The organism is Anaerorudis cellulosivorans (genome assembly GCF_025943985.1).
GTDB classification, from domain to species: Bacteria; Bacteroidota; Bacteroidia; order Bacteroidales; family Dysgonomonadaceae; genus Anaerorudis; species Anaerorudis cellulosivorans.
Window position 1 is genome coordinate 34030 of the sequence record NZ_JAPCWE010000003.1, and the last position, 24527, is coordinate 58556.

Annotated in this window: 19 protein-coding genes and 1 riboswitch; of the genes, 8 read left to right on the forward strand and 11 right to left on the reverse strand. The window is 43.5% G+C overall.

Annotated elements, in window-relative coordinates:
• Positions 1–97: 97 nt before the first annotated feature.
• The gene (gene rnr / locus OLM34_RS01965) at positions 98–2242 is read right to left on the reverse strand and encodes a ribonuclease R (RefSeq protein ID WP_264404870.1); all 2145 of its coding nucleotides are present in this window, start codon (positions 2240–2242) and stop codon (positions 98–100) included.
• A gap of 235 nt (positions 2243–2477) precedes the next feature.
• Between rnr and OLM34_RS01970 the strand changes: the two genes are divergently transcribed.
• Complete coding sequence (locus OLM34_RS01970) at positions 2478–5033, forward strand: beta-mannosidase (protein WP_264404871.1); 2556 nt, start codon at positions 2478–2480, stop codon at positions 5031–5033.
• Here OLM34_RS01970 and OLM34_RS01975 read toward each other — a convergent pair.
• From OLM34_RS01975 to OLM34_RS01990, 4 genes are all read right to left on the reverse strand, one after another.
• Positions 5030–5944, reverse strand: a complete 915-nt coding sequence (locus tag OLM34_RS01975) for a bile acid:sodium symporter family protein (RefSeq protein WP_264404873.1) — start codon at positions 5942–5944, stop codon at positions 5030–5032. The genes OLM34_RS01970 and OLM34_RS01975 overlap by 4 nt on opposite strands.
• Positions 5945–6075: 131 nt before the next feature.
• Complete coding sequence (locus OLM34_RS01980; RefSeq protein ID WP_264404874.1) at positions 6076–7002, reverse strand: alpha/beta hydrolase; 927 nt, start codon at positions 7000–7002, stop codon at positions 6076–6078.
• Between the two features lie 3 nt (positions 7003–7005).
• Positions 7006–7569, reverse strand: a complete 564-nt coding sequence (gene gmk / locus OLM34_RS01985) for a guanylate kinase (protein WP_264404875.1) — start codon at positions 7567–7569, stop codon at positions 7006–7008.
• Between the two features lie 13 nt (positions 7570–7582).
• Positions 7583–8443, reverse strand: a complete 861-nt coding sequence (locus tag OLM34_RS01990; protein ID WP_264405067.1) for a YicC/YloC family endoribonuclease — start codon at positions 8441–8443, stop codon at positions 7583–7585.
• A 422-nt stretch (positions 8444–8865) separates the two neighbouring features.
• A riboswitch (TPP riboswitch) is annotated at positions 8866–8963 on the forward strand.
• 108 nt (positions 8964–9071) lie between these two features.
• Between OLM34_RS01990 and OLM34_RS01995 the strand changes: the two genes are divergently transcribed.
• The 4 genes from OLM34_RS01995 (at position 9072) to OLM34_RS02010 (ending at position 13435) form a co-directional block, all read left to right on the forward strand.
• A complete protein-coding gene (locus OLM34_RS01995) occupies positions 9072–11309 on the forward strand; it encodes a TonB-dependent receptor (RefSeq protein WP_264404877.1) in 2238 nt (745 codons plus the stop codon).
• Positions 11310–11313: 4 nt separating this feature from the next.
• Positions 11314–11928, forward strand: coding sequence for a nicotinamide riboside transporter PnuC (gene pnuC / locus OLM34_RS02000; protein ID WP_264404878.1), 615 nt, complete (start codon positions 11314–11316; stop codon positions 11926–11928).
• 57 nt (positions 11929–11985) lie between these two features.
• Positions 11986–12687, forward strand: a complete 702-nt coding sequence (locus OLM34_RS02005; protein WP_264404879.1) for an SIMPL domain-containing protein — start codon at positions 11986–11988, stop codon at positions 12685–12687.
• 73 nt (positions 12688–12760) lie between these two features.
• Positions 12761–13435 (forward strand): thiamine diphosphokinase, encoded by a 675-nt coding sequence (locus tag OLM34_RS02010; protein WP_264404880.1) that lies wholly within the window; start codon positions 12761–12763, stop codon positions 13433–13435.
• Here OLM34_RS02010 and OLM34_RS02015 read toward each other — a convergent pair.
• From OLM34_RS02015 to rplS, 3 genes are all read right to left on the reverse strand, one after another.
• The gene (locus OLM34_RS02015; protein ID WP_264404882.1) at positions 13396–14823 is read right to left on the reverse strand and encodes an MATE family efflux transporter; all 1428 of its coding nucleotides are present in this window, start codon (positions 14821–14823) and stop codon (positions 13396–13398) included. The two genes, OLM34_RS02010 and OLM34_RS02015, sit on opposite strands and share 40 nt — an antisense overlap.
• A 189-nt stretch (positions 14824–15012) precedes the next feature.
• A complete protein-coding gene (gene recO, locus OLM34_RS02020; RefSeq protein WP_264404883.1) occupies positions 15013–15735 on the reverse strand; it encodes a DNA repair protein RecO in 723 nt (240 codons plus the stop codon).
• 111 nt (positions 15736–15846) lie between these two features.
• Positions 15847–16197, reverse strand: a complete 351-nt coding sequence (gene rplS, locus OLM34_RS02025; protein WP_264404884.1) for a 50S ribosomal protein L19 — start codon at positions 16195–16197, stop codon at positions 15847–15849.
• Positions 16198–16431: 234 nt separating this feature from the next.
• Here rplS and OLM34_RS02030 point away from each other — a divergent pair, with 234 nt between their 5' ends.
• Positions 16432–19395: a glycoside hydrolase family 3 N-terminal domain-containing protein gene (locus OLM34_RS02030; RefSeq protein WP_264404885.1), complete on the forward strand. Its 2964-nt coding sequence runs from the start codon at positions 16432–16434 to the stop codon at positions 19393–19395.
• Positions 19396–19425: 30 nt separating this feature from the next.
• Positions 19426–20481, forward strand: a complete 1056-nt coding sequence (gene aroB / locus OLM34_RS02035) for a 3-dehydroquinate synthase (RefSeq protein ID WP_264404886.1) — start codon at positions 19426–19428, stop codon at positions 20479–20481.
• Between the two features lie 7 nt (positions 20482–20488).
• On the opposite strand, the gene yihA is transcribed toward aroB, so the two are convergent.
• The 3 genes from yihA to OLM34_RS02050 form a co-directional block, all read right to left on the reverse strand.
• Positions 20489–21088: a ribosome biogenesis GTP-binding protein YihA/YsxC gene (yihA, locus tag OLM34_RS02040; protein WP_264404888.1), complete on the reverse strand. Its 600-nt coding sequence runs from the start codon at positions 21086–21088 to the stop codon at positions 20489–20491.
• A gap of 3 nt (positions 21089–21091) precedes the next feature.
• Positions 21092–22576, reverse strand: coding sequence for a sodium:solute symporter (locus tag OLM34_RS02045; protein WP_264404890.1), 1485 nt, complete (start codon positions 22574–22576; stop codon positions 21092–21094).
• Positions 22577–22655: 79 nt separating this feature from the next.
• Entirely contained in the window at positions 22656–23288 is a 633-nt protein-coding gene (locus tag OLM34_RS02050; RefSeq protein ID WP_264404892.1) for an HAD family hydrolase, read from the reverse strand.
• 190 nt (positions 23289–23478) lie between these two features.
• On the opposite strand from OLM34_RS02050, the gene OLM34_RS02055 reads away from it, so the two are divergent.
• Positions 23479–24474, forward strand: coding sequence for an aldo/keto reductase (locus tag OLM34_RS02055; RefSeq protein WP_264404894.1), 996 nt, complete (start codon positions 23479–23481; stop codon positions 24472–24474).
• Positions 24475–24527 lie beyond the last annotated feature (53 nt).

A 24527-nucleotide genomic window follows, 5' to 3' on the forward strand; every position in this document is an offset into this window, starting at 1 on the left:
GTATGTGTCATGAGAAACCGTTATTCACAATGGAACCGGGTATGTAGAGCAGGGTGTTGCTATTCACAAAAAAGTTAACAAAAGGAATTGTTTTTCACTACGCCAGTGTAAAATCCAGCTGTTTGCGTTCCAAATTGGCGCGAACTACTTTAATGGAAATCTGCTGCCCTAATCGGTATTCGCGCTTGGTACGACGCCCGATCAGCCGATAATTTCTCTCATCCAACTCGTAAAAGTCGTCATCCAATTCGCGGATGGGAATCATTCCTTCGCACTTATTCTCGTTGATTTCCACATAAAGCCCCCACTCTGTTACACCGGATATTACCCCATCATATACTTTCCCAACCTTATCCGACATGAATTCCACTTGCTTGTATTTTATCGAATCGCGCTCGGCATTTTCAGCCACTTGTTCCATCTCTGAACAATACTTACATTTCCCCTCCGTTTGTTCTTCATCAACACTAGGAGCTCCTTCGCTATACCTATCGAGCAGGCGATGTACCATCATGTCGGGGCAACGCCTTATAGGAGAAGTAAAATGGGTATAATAATCGAACGCCAAACCATAATGCCCTACATTTTTAGTAGAATATATAGCTTTTGACATGCTGCGTATGGCAAGGGTTTCCACCAAATCTTCTTCGGGGCGTCCCTGCACTTTATCGAGCAGCGAGTTGATGCTTTTGGCTATTTCCGTTTTGGTTCCGGAAGTTTTTATTTTATGACCGAAACGCAAAATAAATGCATTGAAATCTTCCAGCTTATCGATATCGGGAACCTCGTGCACACGATAAACAAACGTTTTGGCTTTTTTCCCTTTCGGCACTTTCCCGATATGTTCGGCAACAGTACGGTTGGCCAACAACATAAATTCCTCAATCAGATGATTAGCTTCCTTCGATTCTTTGAAATATACTCCCAACGGTTTACCGTTTTCATCGAGATTGAATTTTACTTCATACCGTTCGAAATTGATTGCACCATTGGCAAAACGGCGTTCGCGAAGCTGCTTGGCCAGGTTGTTCAGCATGAGAATTTCGGAACTGAAATCGCCCTTCCCCGTTTCGATTATTGCTTGAGCATCCTCATATGTCAGTCGGCTGTCGGACTTGATAATCGTATGAGCAATGTGGTATTTCAATACTTCGGCCTTATCATTCATTTCGAAAATCACCGAATGACAAAGCTTCTCTTCATTCGGACGAAGCGAACAGATATAGTTGCTCAACCTCTCCGGAAGCATCGGAACCGTACGGTCAACCAGATAGATGGAAGTTGCCCGTTGTTCGGCTTCATAGTCAATAAGGTCTCCCGGTTTCACATAATACGTCACATCGGCAATATGCACCCCCACCTCCCATCGATTTTCGGAAAGCTTACGCAACGAAAGCGCATCATCAAAATCCTTCGCATCGGCCGGATCAATAGTTATGGTTACTGCATCGCGAAAATCTTCACGTTTGGCATACTCCTCTTCCGGTATTTCGTCGGGAAGAGATTCGGCAAATATCTCCACCTCACGCGGATACGTGTAAGGCAAATTATATTGAGCCAAAATGGCGTGCATTTCTGCCGTATTTTCGCCGGGTTTACCCAAAATATCGACCACTTTTCCGATGGGATTGTTGGCACGTTCGGGCCATTCCACAATTTCCACCACCACTTTGTCGCCATCTTTACCTTCGCCAAGAAATTCAAAAGGAATAAAAATATCGTTGGCCAATATCTTACTGTCCATAACCAAAAAAGCATAATGCTTTTTCACTTCAAGTGTTCCGATGTAACGGGTATCGGAACGTTTCAAAATATCGACAACCACTCCTTCAGTGTCGGCATGTTTGCGCTTTGCCAACAATTGAACACGCACCCGATCGCCATTCATAGCATGTTTGGAATTGCGCTCACTGACGAAAACGATATTCCCGCCGTCATCCGGCACAAAGAAATTTTTGCCATTGCTGCGACGTTCAAAACGACCTTCGAGCATCAACCCGCGATCGTTGATGCGGTATCTTCCCCGCGACGTTTCCAAAACCTGGTCTTCGTCACGTAAATTATCAAGGACTTTTATCAACAAGCGGCGTCCTTCTTCGCTATTCACATGGATAGCGGCAGCAATTTGTTTATAGTTATATTCTTTCCCCTTGTTTTGACTTAAAAAATCAACAGCAGCTTGTGTCAGCGCTTTCTTGCCAAGTCTTGGTTTTGATTCGGAGGAGGATGTTTTCTTACTCATTATTTCTTTATTACGTTTTTCTAAATAAGATTAAAATCAAATTTAATTCATTACAAATTTACATGATAATTTTCAATTTACACACTGTCACACAAAAATTTCGATCAAACAACGAAGCATCAGCCAAGCCGATTTCGAAAAACCGATCAGAAAAATGAATTCCGAAAAGCCAAATTACAAAGATTTTTTGCACCTTTGTAAAAGTTAACAGGATAAATTCACAAAAAACAGTCTTATGAGAAAAATTGCTCTTCTTTTTAGTCTGCTCTTATCGGTTTTAACATTTGCTCAACAACCTGTTGTAATTGAACTTAACACAGGGTGGCAATTTACGCAAACCGGCAAAAACGAATGGCGCGATGCCGAAATACCGGGATCGGTGCAACGAGATTTGATTCGCCACAACGTGCTCCCCGATCCTTATTACGGGACAAACGAAACCCGGGTGCAATGGCCTGAAAACGAAGACTGGGATTTCAAAAAAACGTTCACGGTTACCGACGAGCAACTGAAACACGACGATGCCGTGTTGTTTTTCGAAGGGTTGGACACCCATGCCGATGTTTTTCTCAATGGTGCGAAAATACTGCATGCACAAAACATGTTTATCGGATACCGTGTGCCCGTGAAAAACAGCCTGCGCAAGGGGGAAAATCAACTTTACATCCGCTTTTACTCCCCCATCACCCATATGGAGCCTGCCCGTTTGACCAACGGATACGATTATCCTGCCGACAACGACCACAGCGATAAAAAAATGAGTGTTTACTCGCGCAAAGCTCCCTACCATTTCGGGTGGGACTGGGGTATGCGGTTAGTGCAGATGGGTATCTGGAAACCGGTTTCACTCACATTCTACAACAAAGCTAGGATAGACGACTACTACGTGAAACAAACCTCCGTCACGGCACAAAAGGCCAACATTGACAATCAGATTGAAGTTTTTTCTGCAAAGAAAGAACCCCTCAAAGCACGAGTAGTGATTGAATACGGACTGAAAGGAAGGGAGAAAAAAACCATCAGCAAAGAAATCAACCTCGTACCGGGCAAAAACCGCATCAGTATACCGCTGGAGATTGCAAATCCTGCATTGTGGATGCCTGCCGGTTGGGGACCACAACACCTTTACGATTTCACGGCAAAAATTACCCATAACGATCAAACCATCGCCGAAAAAACGGAACAAATCGGTTTGCGCAAAATACGACTGGTTTACGAACCCGACGAATACGGTAAGAAATTTCATTTCGAAGTGAACGACATTCCCCTGTTTGCCAAAGGAGCAAATTACATTCCGGGGGAAATCATGATTTCGCAACAAGACGAAGCTTTTTACAATCGCCTTTTCGAAAATGTTACTGCTGCCAACATGAACTTTCTTCGTGTATGGGGTGGCGGCATCTACGAGAACGACTATTTCTACCGCCTAGCCGACGAAAAGGGCATCTTAATCTGGCAGGATTTTATTTTCGGTTGTACCCCCTATCCGTCGGACGACGCTTTCCTGGCTAACGTGAAAGATGAAGTAATCTACAACATCAAGCGACTGCGCAATCATGCCTCACTGGCCTTGTGGTGCGGGAACAACGAAGTTGACGAAGGGCTCGATCACTGGGGATGGGATAAAAAATACCCTCCGGCAATCATGAAAAACTGGCGCAAAGGATACGACAAAACGTTCCGCAGGATGATTCCCCGACTGGTAAGCCAATACGACGGCACACGCGGATACATTCAAAGTTCGCCCGACACATCAAACTGGGGAAATCCCGAAACCTTGAAATACGGCGACGCTCACTACTGGGGGTTGTGGCATGGGCGTGAACCTTTCGAAATATTGAACGAACGCATCCCGCGCTTCATGAGCGAATTCGGGTTCCAGGCATTTCCCGAAATGAAAACCATTCGAACTTTTGCTTCCGAAAACGATTTGGACATCAATTCCGAGGTAATGAAAATCCACCAGAAAAGCGGTATCGGCAACGAGGTCATCAAAACCTATATGGACATGTACTACCATACGCCGAAAAATTTCGAAGATTTCGTGTACATAGGCCTCGTCATGCAGGGAAACGGCATGCGGGAAGGGATAGAGGCACATCGGCGCAATCAACCCTATTGCATGGGAACGCTTTACTGGCAATTGAACGACGATTGGCCTGTAGTTTCGTGGTCGAGTATCGATTACTACAACAATTGGAAGGCGCAACACTACAGAGTCCGCGATGTTTTTGCTCCCATTGCATTGGGTTCAGAAATAAAAGACAACCAGTTGAGTTATTTCGTTATGTCGGATAAACTCGAAGAGGTAAACCCACTGCACCTTCATGTGCAGGTTATCGATTTTACGGGTAAAAAACTGAAAACGTTCAAAGAAACGGTATCGGCAAAAGCCAACACATCGAGCAAGGTAAAAAGCTACCTTGTTTCCGACCTGGTAACGGAAGAGCAAAAACACAACTGTGTGATTCATGCTTGGTTGAGCGATAAAACCGGCAAAGTGATTTCAGAGAAAAATAATTATTTCTACTGGCCAAACAAACTGAATCTCCCCGAAACCGCCATCAAACAAAAGGTCGCATATGCCGATGGTAAATACACGGTCACACTGTGGAGCAACTATCTGGCAAAGGATGTGTTCGTGGAAATACCCATTCAAGGGGCCAAATTCACCGACAACTTTTTCGACCTTCTGCCGGGAGAAAAAAAGACCGTAGTCATCACCTCACCTCAACTGAAAGCATCGGAAAGAACACCGATCACGGTTAAGCATATCAGGGAAACCTACTAAGACGACGAAGCTGCTTTTTCTTCTTGATGTTTTTTGAGCCAGATCTGGTATGAATTTACCAAATTCTGCCATAACACATACAAGCCCGGTCCCAACGAAGCCAACGGATGGAGATAAGTCTGGGTAAGCCATATGGCCAGAATGGTATTTTTCTGCCCCAGACTTTGTCCTCCGGCAACGGCTCGTCCGAAAGCAGCACCGATTTTCCTTCCCGAAACAAATTGCAGGATGCAGATCATCAGAGAAGCAAGTGCAATAAAAATCTCCAGGGTATAGCTTCCGGTGTTCTGTTCCACCACAAACCGTGTAACGCCGGCTATGACAATGGTAATGGCTATGGCCCACAAATAAAACGAAACAATCTGTGCCGACTGCACTTTTTTATATGCCTTGTAGGACACCTTCCGAAGAAGCAACGCACAAACGAATGGCAAAATAAGCACCGGCATCACTTTTTTAAAAATATACCAGAAAGAGACCGCAAACGACACTTCACTGCCGGTTTGGCCCACTACCGACAAAAACAAAGGGGCAATAAATGCCACCAACAAATTGCTGATCATGGAATAAGCAGCTACGGCAGAGATACTTCCGCCCAACAAGCCGGCAACCACCGGAGCCGACGTAGCAGTGGGAGCCAATACGCAAATCATGGCCGACTGTGCCAGTATTTCGTTCAACGGACGAAGTACCAGATACACGGCAGCACTGCCGACATATTGAATACCCAACAAAATGTAATGAAATTTGGTCAACCGTATATCATGCCACGACACGCGCGTATAAGTAATGAACAACATTGTCGAGAGCAAGAACGGTGTGAGGAACGACAAAACGGACAGAGGCCGGTAGAACCCTATCCCGATAACCATAGCGATAAGAAGAAGATATTTATCCAAAAACCGTTTCACAACAGATTCGTTTTAAAATGTGAACTGAAAGCTTTAAAATACGTAATGGGTTTTAATGCGTGAAGAGCTTAAAGGTGTAATGAGCTTTAAATACCTAAAGAAAATAATTCGTTGCCGAAATAGCCAACACATTAATTGTAGTAGTTTTTAGGAGTAACCGTTTTGTCCGAACGTCGCAACTTATCTTTAAAACGGACATCGACCAACCACTGTTTGCGATTGAACACAAAATCGACGATAAATTGTTCGATCTCAGGCAAAAACTCCTTCATCGGATAACCGGCCACTTCGTGCCCCATGCCTTCCATACTGTAAAACAGGTAGGGGTAGCCTTTTTCTCTGAAACGCGCTGCCAACGAAAAAGAACCGAACATACCGAGACGAAAAAAACGCGTCTTGTCATAAGGTACCAATTTATCGGCACTTCCGTGAAAGAAAAGCGTTGGTGCAGGAGCCCGGGTATATGAAGGAACGCCTTCGGTGCTAAAAATTCCGCCGGCAAACGAAACAACGCCGGCATAATGAAATTTTTCGGGCAACACATCGGCCGAAGGTTTATGATCGCGTTCTTCATAATCGGCCTGCAACACCGTGATGGCACCGGCACTCGAACCACTGATGATGATGCGGGTAGAATCGACATTCAGCTCCTGCGCATTTCGCAACACATAATCGGTTGCGCTACACAAGTCGGACACAGCCATAGCGATGGCATTGCGAAGCGGTTGGGTATTGAAAATTCCCGGTGCAGGTGCATCCTTCATTCCAAGCCGATAATCGATGGAAACAACAACAAAGCCTCTTTCGGCAAAATACGTAAAATAATCGGCATAGTCTGCGGCGTCACGCGATCCCTCCTTAAATCCACCTCCAAAAACAAACATGAGGCAGGGTTGTTCCATTTTCGTTTCAAACGGAAAAGTATAAATATCCATTTTCAGTTCCTGTCCGTCTTTCACGGCATATACTCGTGTATCTTTCGCTGGTTTTGCCGCAAAAAGCAACATCGGGAGCAAGACAACCGAAAAAAATACCAATAATCTTTTGTACCTTGTCATCCGTTACTTTTCCAAGAATTTTTTTACGACTTCATAGGCTTCTTCTTTAGCCCGATCGAAGTCATCGTTGAGTATCACCACATCAAACTGCGGTGCGAAACTCATTTCATATTTGGCTTTAGCCAAACGCTTTTCGATTGCTTCCGGTGTCTCCGTGCCGCGTTTTTCGAGACGATTGCGCAACTCTTCAATCGAAGGAGGCATCACAAAAACGCTCAACGCCTGATCGCCATAGATTTTTTTTATGTTCAATCCGCCTTTCACATCCACATCGAAAATCACATTTTTATCTTTGGCAAGCAGCCGATCGACCTCACTTTTCAATGTACCGTAAAAGGTATTCTCGTAAACTTCTTCATACTCCAGAAATTCGCCGTTAGCTATACGCCGCTTAAATTCCTCCGGCGTAAGAAAGTAATAATCTACCCCGTTTTGCTCCCCATCGCGCGGAGGCCGACTCGTAGCCGAAATAGAAAATTCCAGATTCAGATCTTTTGAAAGCAGATAGCGTACCAATGTGGATTTTCCTGTTCCGGACGGAGCCGACACAATGATTAGTTTCCCCATAGTTTCGTATTTTTTACAGCACGTTGAGTACCTGTTCCTTAATTTGCTCCAATTCGTCTTTCATTTGCACTACAAGACGTTGCATTTCACTGTGATTGGATTTTGAGCCCATCGTATTGATTTCGCGACCGATCTCCTGAGCAATAAATCCCAACTTCCTGCCTTGCGATTGTTCCTTATCGAGCGTTTCGATGAAATAGTCCAAATGATTGGCAAGCCGTTCTTTTTCTTCGCTGATATCGAGTTTCTCGATGTAATAGATCAACTCCTGTTCGAAACGGTTTTTATCGTACTCAATGCCTTCCAAACTTTTCAACCCTTCATAAAGGCGAAGCTTCACCTTTTCGATGCGTTCCGCTTCGTAAGGGTCTATCATACCCAGCAAACTGCGAATATTTTCGATTTTTTCCCGCAACACATTACCCAACATCTCTCCTTCCTGCTGACGAAAAGCAATGACTTCGTTCACTGCATCTTCCACAGCCTTTTCGATGGCTTGCCATTCTTCCTCGCTGATTTCTTCGACATCTTGCTTCATCACGTCGGGTAAACGAAACAACACGGCAAACCATTCCTTGGGTTCTTCAATCTGCAGTTCGTCGGCAATATCCTTTATTTCTTCGTAATATTGAGCCACCACATGATGATCGATTTTTGAAGAAACATCTTTCGTCAATAGTTCAACCGTAATGGTAAGATCAATTTTTCCCCGTTCAAGTCGACGAGATAAATCGTTGCGCAAAGCAATTTCTCTATCTTTATATGCCATCGGTATGCGCGCAGACAAGTCGAATTGTTTACTGTTAAGCGAGCGAATTTCGACGGTTATTTTTTTGTTCGGGATTTCGGCTGTCGACTTGCCGTATCCGGTCATCGAATATACCATTTTTATTAATCTTAATGAATGAATATCTAACAATGAAAGCAAATGCAAAGGTCGCATGATAGCAGCCGCATCGACACCCACAAAGATACGGTATTTTGTGAAATAGACAATAGAAAAAGTTTTTAAACAAAAGTAGCCACTAAGTAAGTATTAGGTTCGCTTCATGCTTGCATCAAGGCAAGGAGAAAAACATCGGATGTTGTTGATTTGTGATAAGACCCACCTGCGTTTTTACAGCAAAAAAAGCAAAATCCGGGAGCGGAGTTGGAGCGAGGATGGTGCAGCCTTGGTACGGACTTGGTACGGAGAAGGTGTAATTCGTTTTTTCACATTTCTGTTGACTCTACAATGTTGAATCTGCAAATAAAAAATGACGGAAATTTAAAAAATATTCCTATCTTTGCATTCTAATAATTCACAAGGGGTGCCTTATAATAACGGGCTGAGATCATACCCAATCACCTGATCCGGATAATGCCGGCGTAGGGAAAAGAGAAAAACGTGCCTTCGCGGCTTCATTTTTCTTCGGTATTTTTCTCTTAATCAATCCCCTTTTTTGTTTCACAACTACTATCCGGCAAGGAATAAACGTCGGATGCCAAAAATTGATTGTAAAATGAAAAAGGTTTTTATTGTGCTTTCAGGACTAACCACGTTATGTCCTTTGGTTGCAGAAGAAATACAACCCGATACGTTAAGAAACATTCAACTGGAAGAAGTGGTGATTTCCGCCACACGTGCCAAACAAACTACACCGATATCCTTTTCGGATATCCCGGAAGACGTCATCAAGAAAAACAATTTCGGTAGGGATATCCCTTACATTATTGCACTGACCCCCTCGGTAACCATCACTTCCGACGCAGGAACAGGCATCGGATACACCGCTTTTCGCGTGCGCGGAACGGATGTGAACCGTATTAACGTCACTATCAATGGCATTCCGTATAACGATCCGGAGTCGCACGGGGCATTTTTTGTGGATCTCCCCGACTTTGCCTCATCGCTTTCGTCCATGCAGATACAACGGGGTGTGGGCACTTCTACCAATGGTGCCGCTGCATTTGGAGCAAGTGTTAACATGCAAACAGATAATATTGACACGGAGCCTTATGCCGAAATAGGTTCGAGTGTAGGTTCTTTCAACACCGTTAAAACTTCGATTAAAGCAGGTTCGGGACTTATCGGCAATCATTTTGTCGTTGACGGACGTTATTCTGTGGTCAACTCCGACGGCTACATCGACCGGGCATGGGTAGATATGCAGTCGTATCACCTTTCTCTGGCCTACTCGGCCGACCAAACGCTGGTTAAATTCCTTACTTTCGGAGGAAAAGAAAAAACATATCAGGCATGGAACGGGGTCGATTTGGATTTGGTGCAAAGGGACCCTTTGAACTATACGCGTCACTACAACGACTTGGGGAGGTATATCGACGACGATGGAAAAGTACAGTTTTATGATAATCAGACCGACAACTATACGCAAACGCACTATCAGCTTCACCTGACGCAGGAATTTTCCCCAAACCTGTATCTGAATGCCGCCCTGCATTATACGGCAGGCGAAGGCTTTTACGAAGAATACAAAACCGACCGTAAATACACGGAATATCTGCTCACGCCACCTGTCATTGACGGTGTTCCGCTGAAAAAGACCGATCTTATCCGCCAAAAATGGCTCGATAACGATTTTTACGGTGCCACGTTTGCTCTTCATTACCAAAAAAGCAGTTGGAATGTTGTGTTTGGCGGGGCAGGCAGCAATTTTGAAGGCGATCATTTCGGCAAAATACGGTGGGTGCGCATTCCAAACAATTTCGATCCCGATAAAGACTGGTATCGAAATACTTCGAAAAAAACCGATGTAAACACCTACCTGAAGGCTAATGTGGAAATTGCCCGAAATTTTTGGATGTACGGCGATGTGCAGTTTCGTTACATTAAATATACGATGAAAGGCACAGACGACAAATACGACGAAGAAACCGGTGCCATGCGCGATATTACGCAAGAACACACCTTTCCGTTCTTCAATCCCAAAGTAGGATTTACATACCGCGCAAATGCCAATAACAGTGTGTACGCCTCCTTTTCGGTTGCCCACCGCGAGCCGAATCGCGACAATTACACCGAAGCCGGCCCCAACGAAAAACCTACCGATGAAAAGCTGTACGATACGGAAATCGGTTATCGTTATCAATCACCGTCGTTTAGTTTCGAAAGCAATGTATATTACATGAAGTATAAAGACCAGCTCATCCTCACCGGAAAAATCAGCGAAATCGGCGAAATGCTCACCACAAATATTCCGAACAGCTACCGGATGGGATGGGAACTTACCTCGGCCATCCGGTTCAATCCTTTGTTGCGCTGGGATGGAAACCTCACCCTCAGCCGAAACAAAATCAAAAACTTCACTGAAGAAGATATCAACGTGTATGATGTCGAAGGTAACTGGCTCGAATCGCGCTCGACCTATTTGGGCACCACCGACATTGCCTATTCTCCCAACGTCATTGCCAACAGTATGCTCACCTTCACGTACAATCGATTCGAAGCCGTGCTACACAGCAATTATGTGAGTCGTCAATACATCGACAACACGTCATGCAAAGACCGTTCTATCGATCCGTATTTCGTTAACAACCTCCGCCTGGGATATACCTTTTCACTGCCTCACACGAAATCGGTAACAGCAGGTTTGGAAATCAATAACCTCTTTAACGTGGAATACGAAACCAACGGGTACAACTCGGAGACATACTATGTGGACGACAAACGCGTGAACAAAAAACGCTATTTTCCCCAAGCCGGAACCAATATACTGGCAAACCTGACCGTAAACTTTTAACGAAATGACAGACTTCTTTCAATCCACAGGATTCGAAATCATCGGCGCAATTGTCGGCCTTGTGTATCTTTATCTCGAATACAAGGCCGACAAATGGCTGTGGCCGGTGGGCATACTCATGCCGCTTATCTACATCATCATCTTTTACGAAGGCAAATTTTACGCCGACATGGCCATCAACATTTACTATTTTTTCGCCAGTATTTACGGCTGGATCAGATGGACAAAAATCGAGAACATGCCAACAGAAAACCGCATCAGCCACACGCCGACTGCATACGTCGTCCCGTTGGGCATCGTGTGTGCCTTGCTTTTCGCCCTCATTGCTTTTATTCTTATCCGTTTCACAGATAGTCCGGTTCCCTATGGCGACAGCTTTACCACTGCCGTCAGTATCATCGGTATGTGGATGCTTGCACACAAATACCTGGAACAATGGTGGTTGTGGTTTGTGGTGAATGTGGTGTCGAGTGCGCTTTATTTATGGAAAGGATTATACCCCACTTCCGTTTTATTCATGATTTATTCCGTCATTTCGGTATTCGGCTATTTCCGGTGGAAAAAAATGATGATGGACTCCGAATATAAAATTCCACAAATGCAACATATAGACAAATAAATGTTTATCTTTGTTTTTCAACGTAAAAACACTACTTAACTTAAAATACGGAATAGAATGAAGAATAGAATCGTTGAATCGTCCATCGTCGCGTTGGGATTGCTTTTGTTGGGACTGTCCATCAGGAGCGGCATCAACGCATTTTCGCAACGCAACCGCACCGTTACGGTAAAAGGGCTTGCAGAAATAGAAATGCCGGCCGACAAAGTCATCTGGCCTCTCCCTTATAAAGAGGTGGGCAATGATTTGCCCTCCCTCTATAACAACCTGAAAATGAAAAATCAAACCATTCTGTCGTTCCTGAAGAGCAAAGGCATAAAAGACGAAGAAATAAGCATCTCTGCCCCTCAGGTAGTGGATATGCAAGCAGAACGATACAATGTGTCCAAATCTCCCTACCGCTACAACATTACTTCGGTAGTAACGGTAATGTCGGATAATGTGGATTTGGTGCGCAAACTGATGAGCGAACAGGGCGAACTGCTAAATCAGGGCATTGCCGTAATGGGTGAAGATTATCAACATCAAGTGCAGTTTCTCTTCACTAAACTCAACGATATCAAACCCAAAATGATTGAAGAGGCTACCAAAAATGCACGTGCAACTGCCGAAAAATTTGCCAAAGATTCCGGCAGTAAACTCGGTAAAATACAAAGCGCCAATCAAGGGCAGTTTTCCATTACCGATCGCGATGCCAATACTCCTTACATCAAAAACGTACGGGTAGTGAGCACGGTAAGTTATTATTTAAAAGATTAAATATGCGCATCAAGCTTTTTATTCGAACTTGAATGCTTTATTTGTGATTTTCATACAAAAAAGAAGGATTCTCATGTCCGATTTTTTTACCTCTCTCATAGGCAATCCCGATGCGGTGATCATTGCAAACGGCAACTACCCCACGCATGAGATACCCCTGTCATACATTGAAAAAGCAACCTACATTGTTTGTTGCGACGGGGCTGCCAACGGTTTTATCGCCCGAGGAGGGCATCCCAACGCCATTGTGGGCGATTGCGATTCCATTTCGGAAGAAAACAAAATCCGCTTTGCCGATATCATTCATCCCGACCCCGACCAGTTTACAAACGACCTCACCAAGTCGGTTCAGTTTTGTGTACAACAAGGAATGGAAAACCTGATTATTGTTGCTGCAACCGGCAAAAGCGAAGATCACGCATTGGGAAACATCTCCCTCCTGGCCGAATATATGTATTATTCCAACGTGGCCATGATAACCGATTACGGCATTATATTCCCCATTCATTCGCCTACTACTTTCCCCAGTTTTCGAGGGCAGCGCATTTCGTTTTTCTGCATCGATCGCACTGAGGTAACCCTACACGGTTTGCGGTATCCACTGGATAAAGCCGTACTCACCAATTGGTGGCAAGGCACACTCAACGAATCGCTTGGCGATGCCTTTTCCATTGAGACGTGGGGCCGAACACTTGTTTTTTGTGGCCATTACCCTGCTCCCGCTTCACCTGCATCCGCATCGCTATGACGGCTCAATTTCTTTTTGTGTTCGATAAATACCTTTTGCCAATGTCCCGAATTAAAAACAACTATCATCCCGAGACCTTGAACAATATCGGAAGCATTAATACCCAACCATATGCCTTGGTAGCCCAATCCGAGCGTTAACGCACAAAGGTATGCAAAGGGTATACGGAAAACAAGTTGACCGATAGCATTGATAAGGGTAGCCGTTTTGGTATCGCCGGCACCGTTTAAGGCCTGCGAAAACACCAGCGAAAAAGCAAGGAAAGGGAAAGTAACGGCAAGATAGCGCAAAAAAGAGCTCCCTACTGTAATTACTTCAGGATGATCATTAAAAATTCCAACAATAGGCTGCGCAAAAATCAGAAAAAGAATAGCCAACGGAATGGCAATTAACTCGTAATAGATCACGGCTCGCCACGCCGATTTTTTTGCTCGTTCGGGCTTTCCTGCGCCTAAATTTTGACCCACCAACACTGCGGCAGCACTAGCAAACCCAAAACCGGGCACCATAATGAAAGTACGGAGTCGAGAACCAATGCCATAGGCAGCAAGGGTTGCATCGCCAAAAGATGTCACCAAACGCATCAAAAACAGAAACGATATTTCGCGAATAAATACTTGAAGCGAAGCAAAAAAACCGATGTTTACAATTCTTCCCATCAAAGATGGCAACGGCTTGAGGTATTTCCACTTGAAATGAAGTGTAGAATGGCCAAATAAAAGATGAAAAAAAAGGTACAAAACGCCAAATCCCCGTGTAATTACCGTTGCCACGGCAGAACCGGCAACACCCATGGAAGGGAAAGGCCCATACCCCATAATAAGCAGTGGGTCAAGAATAATATTAAGAATGTTGGCAACGATTAAGGCATAAAGAGGAGTCTTGGCATCGCCTGAACCTTGCAATGCATTGGTCATGCCTGAAAAAAGAAAAATAACAATAGAAAAAGCAAAATTGATTTGAAGGTAATCAGCTGCATATACCAAGACATTGCCCGTGCCGCCAAAAAGTTTCAAGAGGGGTTCTACCAGAAAAAAAGAAACGATCAACATCAGGATCGACCCCATAACACCGAGGGCAAACGTTTGACCTAAAGCCTTGTCCGACATTTCATAATTTTTTTCTCCCGTAAAATGAGAAATAAGCGCCATTGTTCCTACACCGATACCCTGCACCAGCATGGTCAATATTGCCATTGTGGTTCCCGCAATAGCGAGCGCTGCAACTTCAACATGTCCGAGTTTCCCCACGAAAAACAAATCCACGAGGGAGAAAAGATCTTGCAGAGCTCCTCCAATCATCATTGGAGCAGCAAGTTTCCAAATGGAGCCGGAGAGTTTTCCTTCTACTAACCCTTCCTCAACTTTTCGTTTTCTTTGTTCTTCCATTCTTATGTTTTTATGTCTGATTACTATAGTCGTCCCTTCGCTTCCAAAATGCATCCAAATGTATTTCTTCCTTAACAAGGCATCCCAATGCATTATCCATCCCCTCTCTTTCGAGGTAAGTATCAAGCATAATTGACAACGCTCATTGTTATGCTGTAATTATTACGTATCTACGCTGCGGATACGTACTCAAAACAGTTCTCGTAACACTTCCAGCGATTTCAATGGGGGAAAATCGTATATATGCAGACGGTAATACACCAACAGATAATCGATAAGGGCATTACGCTCGGCACGCGACATGCGAAAAAGATGCATATTGCTATAGTTGATTCGGCGAAAGACACTGAGATAAGTGCTTTGTGCTTGAGTAAGGTAATGAGGGTGAGAGGGCATTTGTTGCACAAATATGCCGTTCAGCAAGTCAAAATAAGCCCCCGGGCGGTAATCGTCCGGATTGGGGGAAATTCCCAAAAAACGAGTTAGTCCGAACATAAACGCCAGGTGAAAATTGCCGAGCCCCCGGTGCGATTCTTCCAGAACATGCACCGACTGTTTGAGGTAATCGAAAAGCAGGTTGCTTTCATGGGTTTCGCGCAACACTTTCGAAAGGAATTCCGACAAAAAAAACGAAATCGACATCTTGGCCTCGTCCGTGCATATTTCATATAAAGGGAACTCCCTTTCTACTTCTTTCAGCCGCTGAATTTCACGCAAGGGCAGATGCTCTACCTCCATATTCAACAGCGAGAGAGGGAAAAAATGTGAAGCTTTTACTTTTGACTTTTTCCCGCCGTTTTTCGGCAAGAGATAAGCCATGCGGCCAAAATCACGTGTGAAAACATGGGCTACGGAAAACATATCGCTGTAACGCGACGTATAGAGAACAAGACCTTGTGTTTTGTATTGCATAGAACCGTTTTCAATCGTCAACTTTAACAGAATAACATACAAACGCAAAGCAAAAATACAAAAAACGCCCTGAAAACTTCAGAGCGTTTGTTATTTCTTTTAAAAGCCAAATTAAAAAGCTTTCTTTTTGATGCGGGCTTTCTTTCCGCGAAGCGATCGTAGATAATACAGTTTTGCCCTGCGAACTTTACCTTCGCTGTTCAAAATTATATTTTCAATGAAAGGAGAATTCAATGGGAAAATACGTTCGACACCAATATTATCGGAAACCTTGCGAACAGTGAAACGCTTGTTGTCGCCATGTCCGGAAATACGGATCACAACGCCGCGATACTGCTGAATACGTTCCTTGTTCCCTTCTACAATACGATAGGCCACCGTAACGGTATCCCCACTCTTAAATTTAGGAAATTCTTTCTTCTCTCTTGCAAAAGATTCTTCCACTACTTTAATTAAATCCATAACTGATAAAGCTTTATGTTAATATTTAACGAATAAGAACGCAATATAACGGCGTTTTTTCCCGACAGAGATTGCGCAAAGCGGTTGCAAAGATAGTAATAATTATTCATTCCTTCAAAAATCAAGTCTTTTTATATTATTTTTCGATTTTCTTCCTTTGGCAGCTTACGGAAAAATGTGTACTTTTGACACGATCATAAAAACATCACCGGAGACTTCGGAATAAACGTAAAAATGAACAACATTCTTTTCCTGATTTCAGCGTTATTTACTTTCGTTTCTTTGTACGGATCGTTATACGGCCAGCACCAAACTCATCTGCAGGAGAGAGCCGATAAAGAAAAAATGCAAGCGTGGGTAGATTCGGTTTATAAAAGCATGAGTTTCGACGAAAAAATAGGGCAACTGTTTATGCCGGTCGTGGAAACCAATAACGGAAATAAACCCAAATTAAACGATTACATTTGCAATCAGAAAGTAGGGGGACTTTTGCTCAGTAAAGGAACGCTATCGCAACAAGCCGAACTCATCAATTATGCACAAAGCGTAACCAAAATACCTCTTTTTATTGCTGCAGATGCCGAATGGGGACTTTCGATGCGGTTAAGCGATGCCCCCGATTTTCCCAAGAACATGGTGTTGGGTGCTATTACAAACGATACCTTGCTTTATCTTTACGGAAAAGAAGTAGCCCGACAATGTCACGAAATGGGCATCCATATCAATTTTGCGCCAACCATTGATGTTAACAGCAATCCGCAAAATCCTGTCATCGGCATACGTGCCTTTGGTTCCGATCCCGAAAATGTAGCCCGCAAAGGGATTGCCTACGCCAAAGGATTGGAAGACAACGGCGTGATGGCTGTAGCTAAACATTTTCCGGGTCATGGCGATACTTCGGAAGATTCCCATAAAACCCTGCCTACCATCAGGCATTCATCCGAACGGTTGAATGAGGTGGAACTTATACCGTTCCGTAAATACATCGAAGGCGGTTTATCGGGCATCATGATCGGGCATCTAAATGTTCCGGCATTAAACACAAACGGCACGCCCGCTTCCCTGTCGCCCAACATCGGAGAAAAATTGCTGAAACAAGAAATGGGATTCGGCGGACTGATATTCACTGACGGAATGGCAATGCGTGGAGTAGCCAAACAATCTGATTTGAGTGTGAAAGCCATTCTGGCCGGCAATGATATCATTCTGGGTGTACCCCATCAGGCAAATGAATTGGAATCGGTTAAGGCAGCCATAGCCAAAGGAATTATCTCTGAACAGCTGGTGGAGGAAAAAGTGCGTAAAATTCTCTCCTACAAATACATATTGGGAGTGCATAATTTCAAACCCATCGATACGGCAAAAGTGTACGAAAAGGTAAACACCCCCGGTGCCGAGTGGCTAAAACGCAAACTTTATGATAATGCGGTGACACTGCTGAAAAACAAATCCGACCTCATTCCCATCAACGAGTTAGATGCCAAAATCATTGCCTCGATAGTCATTGGTGAAACAACACCAAATGAGTTTCAACGGATGTTGAAAAAATACGACAATATACGAACTTTTCAGCTTTCGGACACAAAAGGACTGGAGGAAATCGAAAAGCAAGTGTCCGATTGTAATCTGCTGATCCTTTCTATTCACGGAGCCCAAAACACAGAAGATGAAACATTACAAAAGCTGATAAAAAGCAAAAATACCATTCTCGTTTTTTTTACTTCCCCTTACGAATTAGAGGGATACAAAACCTCCATCGAAAATGCGCAAGCCGTTGTTCTGGCACAAGACAATAACCCTGCTGCCGCTAAAAGTGCAGCTCAGGGAATTTTTGGAGGGATCCCCCTGAAAGGGAAATTACAAGTATCGGCAGCGAATTTTCCCCTCAATACAGGGATCGAAACCACCAAAACGAGACTGGCCTATAATCTGCCCGAAGAAGTAGGAATCAGGTCGGAAACATTGGCCGGCATTGAGGAAATTGCAAGGGAAGGGATAACAAACCGGGCATACCCCGGTTGCCAAATTCTGATCGCCAAGGAGGGTGTGGTGATTTACGAAAAATCGTTCGGAAAATTTGAATACGGCATAAGTTCAGTTGTTACCGACGAAACGGTTTACGATTTGGCATCGGTTACCAAAGCCACTGCCACCCTTCCGGCAGTGATGAAATTGTACGACCAAAAAAAGATACAATTGCAGGATCCTCTCCGTAAATTTGTACCCGAAACAAGAGGAAGCAACAAAGCCAACATTACGATACGGGAATTGTTGTTTCACGAATCGGGAATCGCGCCCTTCATCCCCTATTATACGTCGGCCATCGACAAAAACAGTTACGTCGGACCCTTGTTCGGCAGCAAATCGGAAACCTATCCTGCCTACTATGCAGGCGCATGGGGGCGCACCGATTATCGATTTCGTTCCGATTTGATTTCGAATCAATTATCGGATACTTTTGATATGCCGGTGGCGAAAGATATGTACGCAAGCAAAAAAATGCATGATGTATTGTTGAAAGACATCATCGATACCCAGTTGGGAAGCAGAGGAAAATATACGTACAGTTGTCTCAACTTCATGCTGCTGAAAGAAGCGATAGAAAACATTTCGGGGGAAGACCTGAATACCTTTGTCCAAGAAAATTTCTATCGTAAACTTGGCGCCTCGACAACTACCTTTCAACCCATACGCTATTTATCGATAAACGATATACCTCCCACCGAGAACGATCCTTTTTTCCGCAAACAGCTGGTACGCGGTTATGTTCATGATGAGGGAGCTGCACTTTTTGGCGGCATTTCGGGAAACGCCGGACTTTTTTCGAATGCCAACGATATGGCCAAAATATATCAAATGTGGCTAAACGAAGGGAAATATGGCGGAGAACGCTTCCTCAGCAAAGAAACCGTCCGGTTGTTTACCACGACAAAAAGCAACGTCAGTCGTCGTGGGTTGGGATTCGATAAACCCGACCCTCAAAATCCCAAAGCAAGTCCGTGTGGTAAAAAAACGCCATCTTCGGTTTACGGGCATACCGGTTTCACGGGTACCTGTTTTTGGGTTGACCCTGAAAATCAGTTGATTTATATCTTTTTATCGAACAGAGTTTACCCCTCGCGCACTCCAAACAAACTTTCATCAATGGAAATACGAGAGCGCATTCAAGATGAAATCTATAATGCATTTACAAAATAACTACCAAATCTATCATTTACACGTACTCATATGCAAGAGATCATAAAAAGCAACCATATTAGAAACGACTTGGAAAAAGTGGTGCATAACATTCATCACGACAAACGTTTTGTTCTCACCGATGACCACACCTCAACGTATTGTTTTCCGCTGATAGCTTCTTCGGAATTGATCCGGACAGCCAAACATATCGTGATTCCGGCCGACGACACCAATAAAAATATTGAAAATCTTTCGTGGGTGTGGAGAAATCTCACCGAAAACAGCGCCACACGCCACTCACTGCTTATTAACCTGGGAGGAGGAATGGTTACCGATTTGGGCGGTTTCGCTGCAGCAACATTCAAGCGAGGGATCAAATATATCAACATCCCCACCACGCTTTTGGGTGCCGTAGATGCTGCGGTGGGAGGAAAAACGGGAATCAATTTTGAAGGGTATAAAAACGAAATTGGTGCATTCTATCCGGCGGAATATGTCCTTATCTCGTCAGAATTTTTCCGAACTCTCGACAAAGAAGACCTCCTTTCCGGCTTTGCAGAGATGCTCAAGCATTCTCTCATCCACTCACAAACGGATTGGGAAAAACTATTGTCATTTCCTTTCGATCCCGTTGATTTTGAAGAACTAAACGAACTGGTTTTCCGCTCGGTTTCCATCAAGGAACATATCGTTGAAAAAGATCCTTACGAAAAAGATATCCGCAAAGCGCTGAATCTTGGACATACCATTGGTCATGCTTTTGAAAGCTTTGCCATCGACAATAAAAAACCGGTACTACACGGCTATGCCGTTGCGTGGGGACTGATAGCAGAACTTTATCTTTCACATCGTCTTTGCGATTTTCCAAAAGACAAATTGCTAAAAACCATTCATTTTATCGAAAAAAATTACGGAGCTTTCCCGATCACGTGCGACGACTACGAAACGCTCTATGAAATTATGACCCACGACAAGAAAAACGAAGGAGAGGTCATTAATTTTACCCTCCTGTCGGATATCGGCAATGTAAAAATCAATCAGACTCCCGACAAAAAACTGATTTACGAAGCGCTCGATTTTTATCGCGATTCGGTAGGTTTATGAAATTTTGTTATTTCAAACTCCTGTTGATCTGTTCAATATAATCCAACAACTCATCGCGACCTGTTCCTTTTGCTGAAGAAGTAACAAAAATGGGTGGCAACTCTTCCCACGATTCATAAAGCGTCTGCTTGTACTGTTCGATTTGATGTTGCAGTTTAGTCGCACTCAATTTATCGGATTTGGTAAAAACAAGAGCAAACGGGATGCCGTTTTCGCCCAACCACTCAATGAATGCCAAATCGATTTTTTGAGGTTCATGCCTGCTGTCCACTAATACGAAAAGAAGCGTCATTTGAGTACGACACAGCACATATTCCTCGATTCTTTTTTTTAACCGATCACGCTCTTTTTTTCCTCTTCGTGCATAACCATAACCAGGCAAATCCACCAAATACCATTCGTTATTAATGAGGAAATGATTGATGAGCAATGTTTTTCCCGGAGTTGAAGAGGTCATGGCAAGTGATTTGCGATTCGTGAGCAGATTAATCAACGAAGATTTTCCCACATTGGAACGTCCTATAAAAGCATATTCGGGCTTGTCATCTTGCGGACATTGCCGATAATCGATATTGCTGACTATAAATTGAGCATCATGAATAACCATAGATCAAAGTTTTTGGATAGATTGTGATTGACGATTTTTTGACGAGATAATCCATAACCCGAAAGCCGTGAGAGCACCGTTAATTAACAATAACTCATACCCTACGGTGTATTGGAAAACCGCTTTCATACCGATTTCGATAACGAAACACAAAACGGGAGCGGCAAACGCCACATAGGGAACATAGTTGTCGGCAGGTTTTACTTTGGTATATAAGCCGCAGAAATACAATCCCAACAACGGGCCGTAGGTATAGGATGCCAACTTATAGATAGCCGTGATAATACTGTCGGAACCAATGGCTTCTATAATCAGAATAATAACCACAAATAGCGCACTCATTCCCAAATGCACCCGGCGACGGATGCTGATATTTCGTTTTTCTGCCTCCGGATCGTTCTCCTTATTCTTCATTCCCAGAATATCCACACAGAAGGAGGTGGTGAGAGCTGTCAAAGCCGAATCGGCACTTGAAAAAGCAGCGGCCACGATACCAACGATAAAAATACCCAGGACTGTATTCCCGAGATATTGACTGGCAATATGGGGCAATATATTATCGGAAACTTCGGGAAGAACGACTCCGTTTTGCTCTGCAAAAACAAGCAGAAGCACACCCAGGCACAAAAAGAGAAAATTGACAGGAGCAAAAGCCAAACCATACGAAACCACATTTTTTTGTGCATCTTTCAAACTTTTGATGGTGAGGTTTTTCTGCATCTGATCCTGATCCAAGCCGGTCATCACAATGGTGATGAACATACCGCTGAAAAACTGTTTGAAAAAGTTTTGCGTACTGCCCCAATCGTCGAAAACGAAAATACGTGAATGCGGACTGTTTTTAATGGCAACAACGGTATCGCCCAAATTAAAATTGAGTCGGGATGTGACTTCGAAAATAATAAGGATCAACGCGGTAAGGAAAAGCAATGTCTGTAACCAATCGGTCCATATAATGGTTTTAACACCACTTTTATGACTGTACATCCATATGACCAAAATGATGCCGATAACGGTAACCACAAAGGGAACACCCCAGGCATCAAAAACCAACGACTGAAGGATAAATGCCACCAGATAGAGACGGGCAGCAGCTCCCACTATCTTTGATATCAGAAAAAACCACGCACCGGTTTTATAGGATTGGGGTCCATAACGTTGATCGAGATAGCCGTAAATGGTGGTCAGATTGAGTTTGTAATACAAAGGGAGCAACACATACGCAATAACCAGGTATCCGAAGAAAAAGCCGAAAACCATCTGCATATACGTCATATCCAGATTCCTAACCATACCGGGCACCGATATGAAAGTAACCCCCGAAATGGAAGTGCCAATCATTGCAAACGCCACCACATACCATTTGGATTGCTTGTTGGCGCGAAAAAAAGCGTCGTTATCGGCACTTTTCCTGCTCGTTAGGTACGAAATCAGCATCAATAACCCCAAATAGAGGGCAATCACAATCAGTACGAAAATTCCCTGCATAAAATCCTAATCCCTTATGTTCATAAAAAATAGATTACTTAACTTGACTTCAGTGTAACTTCCTTTTGAAATCCTAATCTTACAGGTTCATAAAATAGTCAGTCAATTCGGCAAAAGAGTCAAATTTTAAGACATAATTATCGGTTTTCCCGAAACCATAAGTCACATATACAAAAGGAACGCCCGCCTTCGCCGCTTCACGACTATCGGAATCGGTATCCCCAATATATACCGGAGATTGAAGGTGATTCCTCTCTATCAATAATTTCATATTGAAGCTTTTAGGTTGAAAATTCTGCCCATGCTCCATATAGTCGGTAAAAAGGTGGCGAGTTCCGGTAAAATTCATGAAATTCAATATGCCGTCCTTTTCACAATTGCTCAGCATAAAAAGCTTGTATTTGGTCGCTAATTTCTCCAATCCTTCTCGCACACCGGGAAATACTTTGGGGGTCATGGTTTTTCGCAACGCATGATATGCTTTTACAATAGCATCGAACAGTTCTTTTTGTTCTTCAGGCGAACCTTCCGGAACGATTTTATTAAGCATCATTCCGATTTCTTTTCCCATCAATCCCGCCAAGTCCTCCCGACGAATGCGTAATTCATACCCTTTGGTTTCCAGTCCCTTGTTCCAGGCCTTAACATACGTATCGACGTTATCCCACAGGGTACCGTCCATATCAAAAATCAAACTGTCGGGTTTTAACATTCTTCTGTTTTAAAGTTTTTTGAATGCAAAAGTACGTAACAATAAGCGAAAGGGCAATTAAACAAACGTTAAAAACAAAAGGGGTATAAATTCGCTCTTGTGTAAAATATTTCTACACAATATAACAATACCCTTATAAACCATTTTTTATATATATTGTTATATAAATAAAAATGATAAATAAACAGCTATGGATAAGCGAGAATTCATTAAACGAAGTATGGCAGGAGCAATTGTTCTTGGAGCTTCAACAAAAATTTCCCTTACGCCTGCCGAGATGATGCCAATTTCTCCCAAAAAAGGAAACGTCACGAAAAGGAAGCTCGGAAAAACGGGATATGAAGTTTTTCCGGTCGCCTACGGGGGAATTGTTTCGATGAACGATGGCCAAAGTGCGTCGGATAATTATGTGGCTTGGGCTATCGATAGAGGGATTAACTACTTTGATGTGGCTCCTTCTTATGGTGATGCTCAAGAAAAACTTGGAAATTCGTTGCGACCTTTTCGCAAAAACTGCTATCTTGCATGCAAAACCACACAACGCATGCGTGATGGAGCTCAAAAAGAATTCGAAGAATCATTACGGTTGTTGCATACCGATTATTTTGATTTATACCAATTACATAGCATAACCACACCTGAAGATGTCGACAAAGCTTTTGGCCCCGGAGGAGTAATGGAAATGATTGAGAAAGAAAAGCAACGCGGACGAATCCGTAAGGTGGGTTTTTCGGCTCACTCCCAATCACAAGCCATTAGAGCCATGTCGATGTACGATTTCGATACCGCTATGTTTCCGATAAACTGGCAAATGGATATGCGCGACAAATGGGGATCAGGGGTTGCTAATGAAGCCAAACGCCAGGGCATGGGCGTTATTGCTCTAAAAAGTCTTATCCATCGCCGTTGGCTCAACGAAAATGAAAAACGGAATTCCCGTTATCAGAAATCGTGGTGCAAACCCATCGATATTGAAAATGCAAAACTTGCTATCGCTGCATTGAAATATGCCTTTAAGACCGGAGCAGATATAATAATACCACCGGGTGATTTTCGGCATTTTTCTTTTGCCGTAGATCATATTGAAGAGGTAGTGGACAAATCCCTTTCAAAGGAAGAAAAAAAGTTACTCGACAACGAATTTCAGTTAGTAAAAGATTATCCGTTTTTTGATCCAAGAACATAATTGATCAAAAATATTCATTTCAGTGGTGGCGCATCTTCTTTTGTTTAAATTCA

Excerpts from the sequence above, each read along its gene's own strand:
- OLM34_RS02030 (WP_264404885.1), top strand. The coding sequence starts at position 16,432 with ATGAACAACATTCTTTTCCTGATTTCAGCGTTATTTACTTTCGTTTCT.
- yihA (WP_264404888.1), bottom strand. The coding sequence starts at position 21,088 with ATGGTTATTCATGATGCTCAATTTATAGTCAGCAATATCGATTATCGG.
- recO (WP_264404883.1), bottom strand. The coding sequence starts at position 15,735 with ATGCAATACAAAACACAAGGTCTTGTTCTCTATACGTCGCGTTACAGC.
- OLM34_RS02055 (WP_264404894.1), top strand. The coding sequence starts at position 23,479 with ATGGATAAGCGAGAATTCATTAAACGAAGTATGGCAGGAGCAATTGTT.
- pnuC (WP_264404878.1), top strand. The coding sequence starts at position 11,314 with ATGACAGACTTCTTTCAATCCACAGGATTCGAAATCATCGGCGCAATT.
- rnr (WP_264404870.1), bottom strand. The coding sequence starts at position 2,242 with ATGAGTAAGAAAACATCCTCCTCCGAATCAAAACCAAGACTTGGCAAG.
- rplS (WP_264404884.1), bottom strand. The coding sequence starts at position 16,197 with ATGGATTTAATTAAAGTAGTGGAAGAATCTTTTGCAAGAGAGAAGAAA.
- OLM34_RS02010 (WP_264404880.1), top strand. The coding sequence starts at position 12,761 with ATGTCCGATTTTTTTACCTCTCTCATAGGCAATCCCGATGCGGTGATC.
- OLM34_RS01995 (WP_264404877.1), top strand. The coding sequence starts at position 9,072 with ATGAAAAAGGTTTTTATTGTGCTTTCAGGACTAACCACGTTATGTCCT.
- aroB (WP_264404886.1), top strand. The coding sequence starts at position 19,426 with ATGCAAGAGATCATAAAAAGCAACCATATTAGAAACGACTTGGAAAAA.
- OLM34_RS02005 (WP_264404879.1), top strand. The coding sequence starts at position 11,986 with ATGAAGAATAGAATCGTTGAATCGTCCATCGTCGCGTTGGGATTGCTT.
- OLM34_RS02050 (WP_264404892.1), bottom strand. The coding sequence starts at position 23,288 with ATGTTAAAACCCGACAGTTTGATTTTTGATATGGACGGTACCCTGTGG.
- OLM34_RS02015 (WP_264404882.1), bottom strand. The coding sequence starts at position 14,823 with ATGGAAGAACAAAGAAAACGAAAAGTTGAGGAAGGGTTAGTAGAAGGA.
- OLM34_RS01990 (WP_264405067.1), bottom strand. The coding sequence starts at position 8,443 with ATGACCGGATACGGCAAGTCGACAGCCGAAATCCCGAACAAAAAAATA.
- OLM34_RS01980 (WP_264404874.1), bottom strand. The coding sequence starts at position 7,002 with ATGACAAGGTACAAAAGATTATTGGTATTTTTTTCGGTTGTCTTGCTC.
- OLM34_RS01970 (WP_264404871.1), top strand. The coding sequence starts at position 2,478 with ATGAGAAAAATTGCTCTTCTTTTTAGTCTGCTCTTATCGGTTTTAACA.
- OLM34_RS02045 (WP_264404890.1), bottom strand. The coding sequence starts at position 22,576 with ATGCAGGGAATTTTCGTACTGATTGTGATTGCCCTCTATTTGGGGTTA.
- gmk (WP_264404875.1), bottom strand. The coding sequence starts at position 7,569 with ATGGGGAAACTAATCATTGTGTCGGCTCCGTCCGGAACAGGAAAATCC.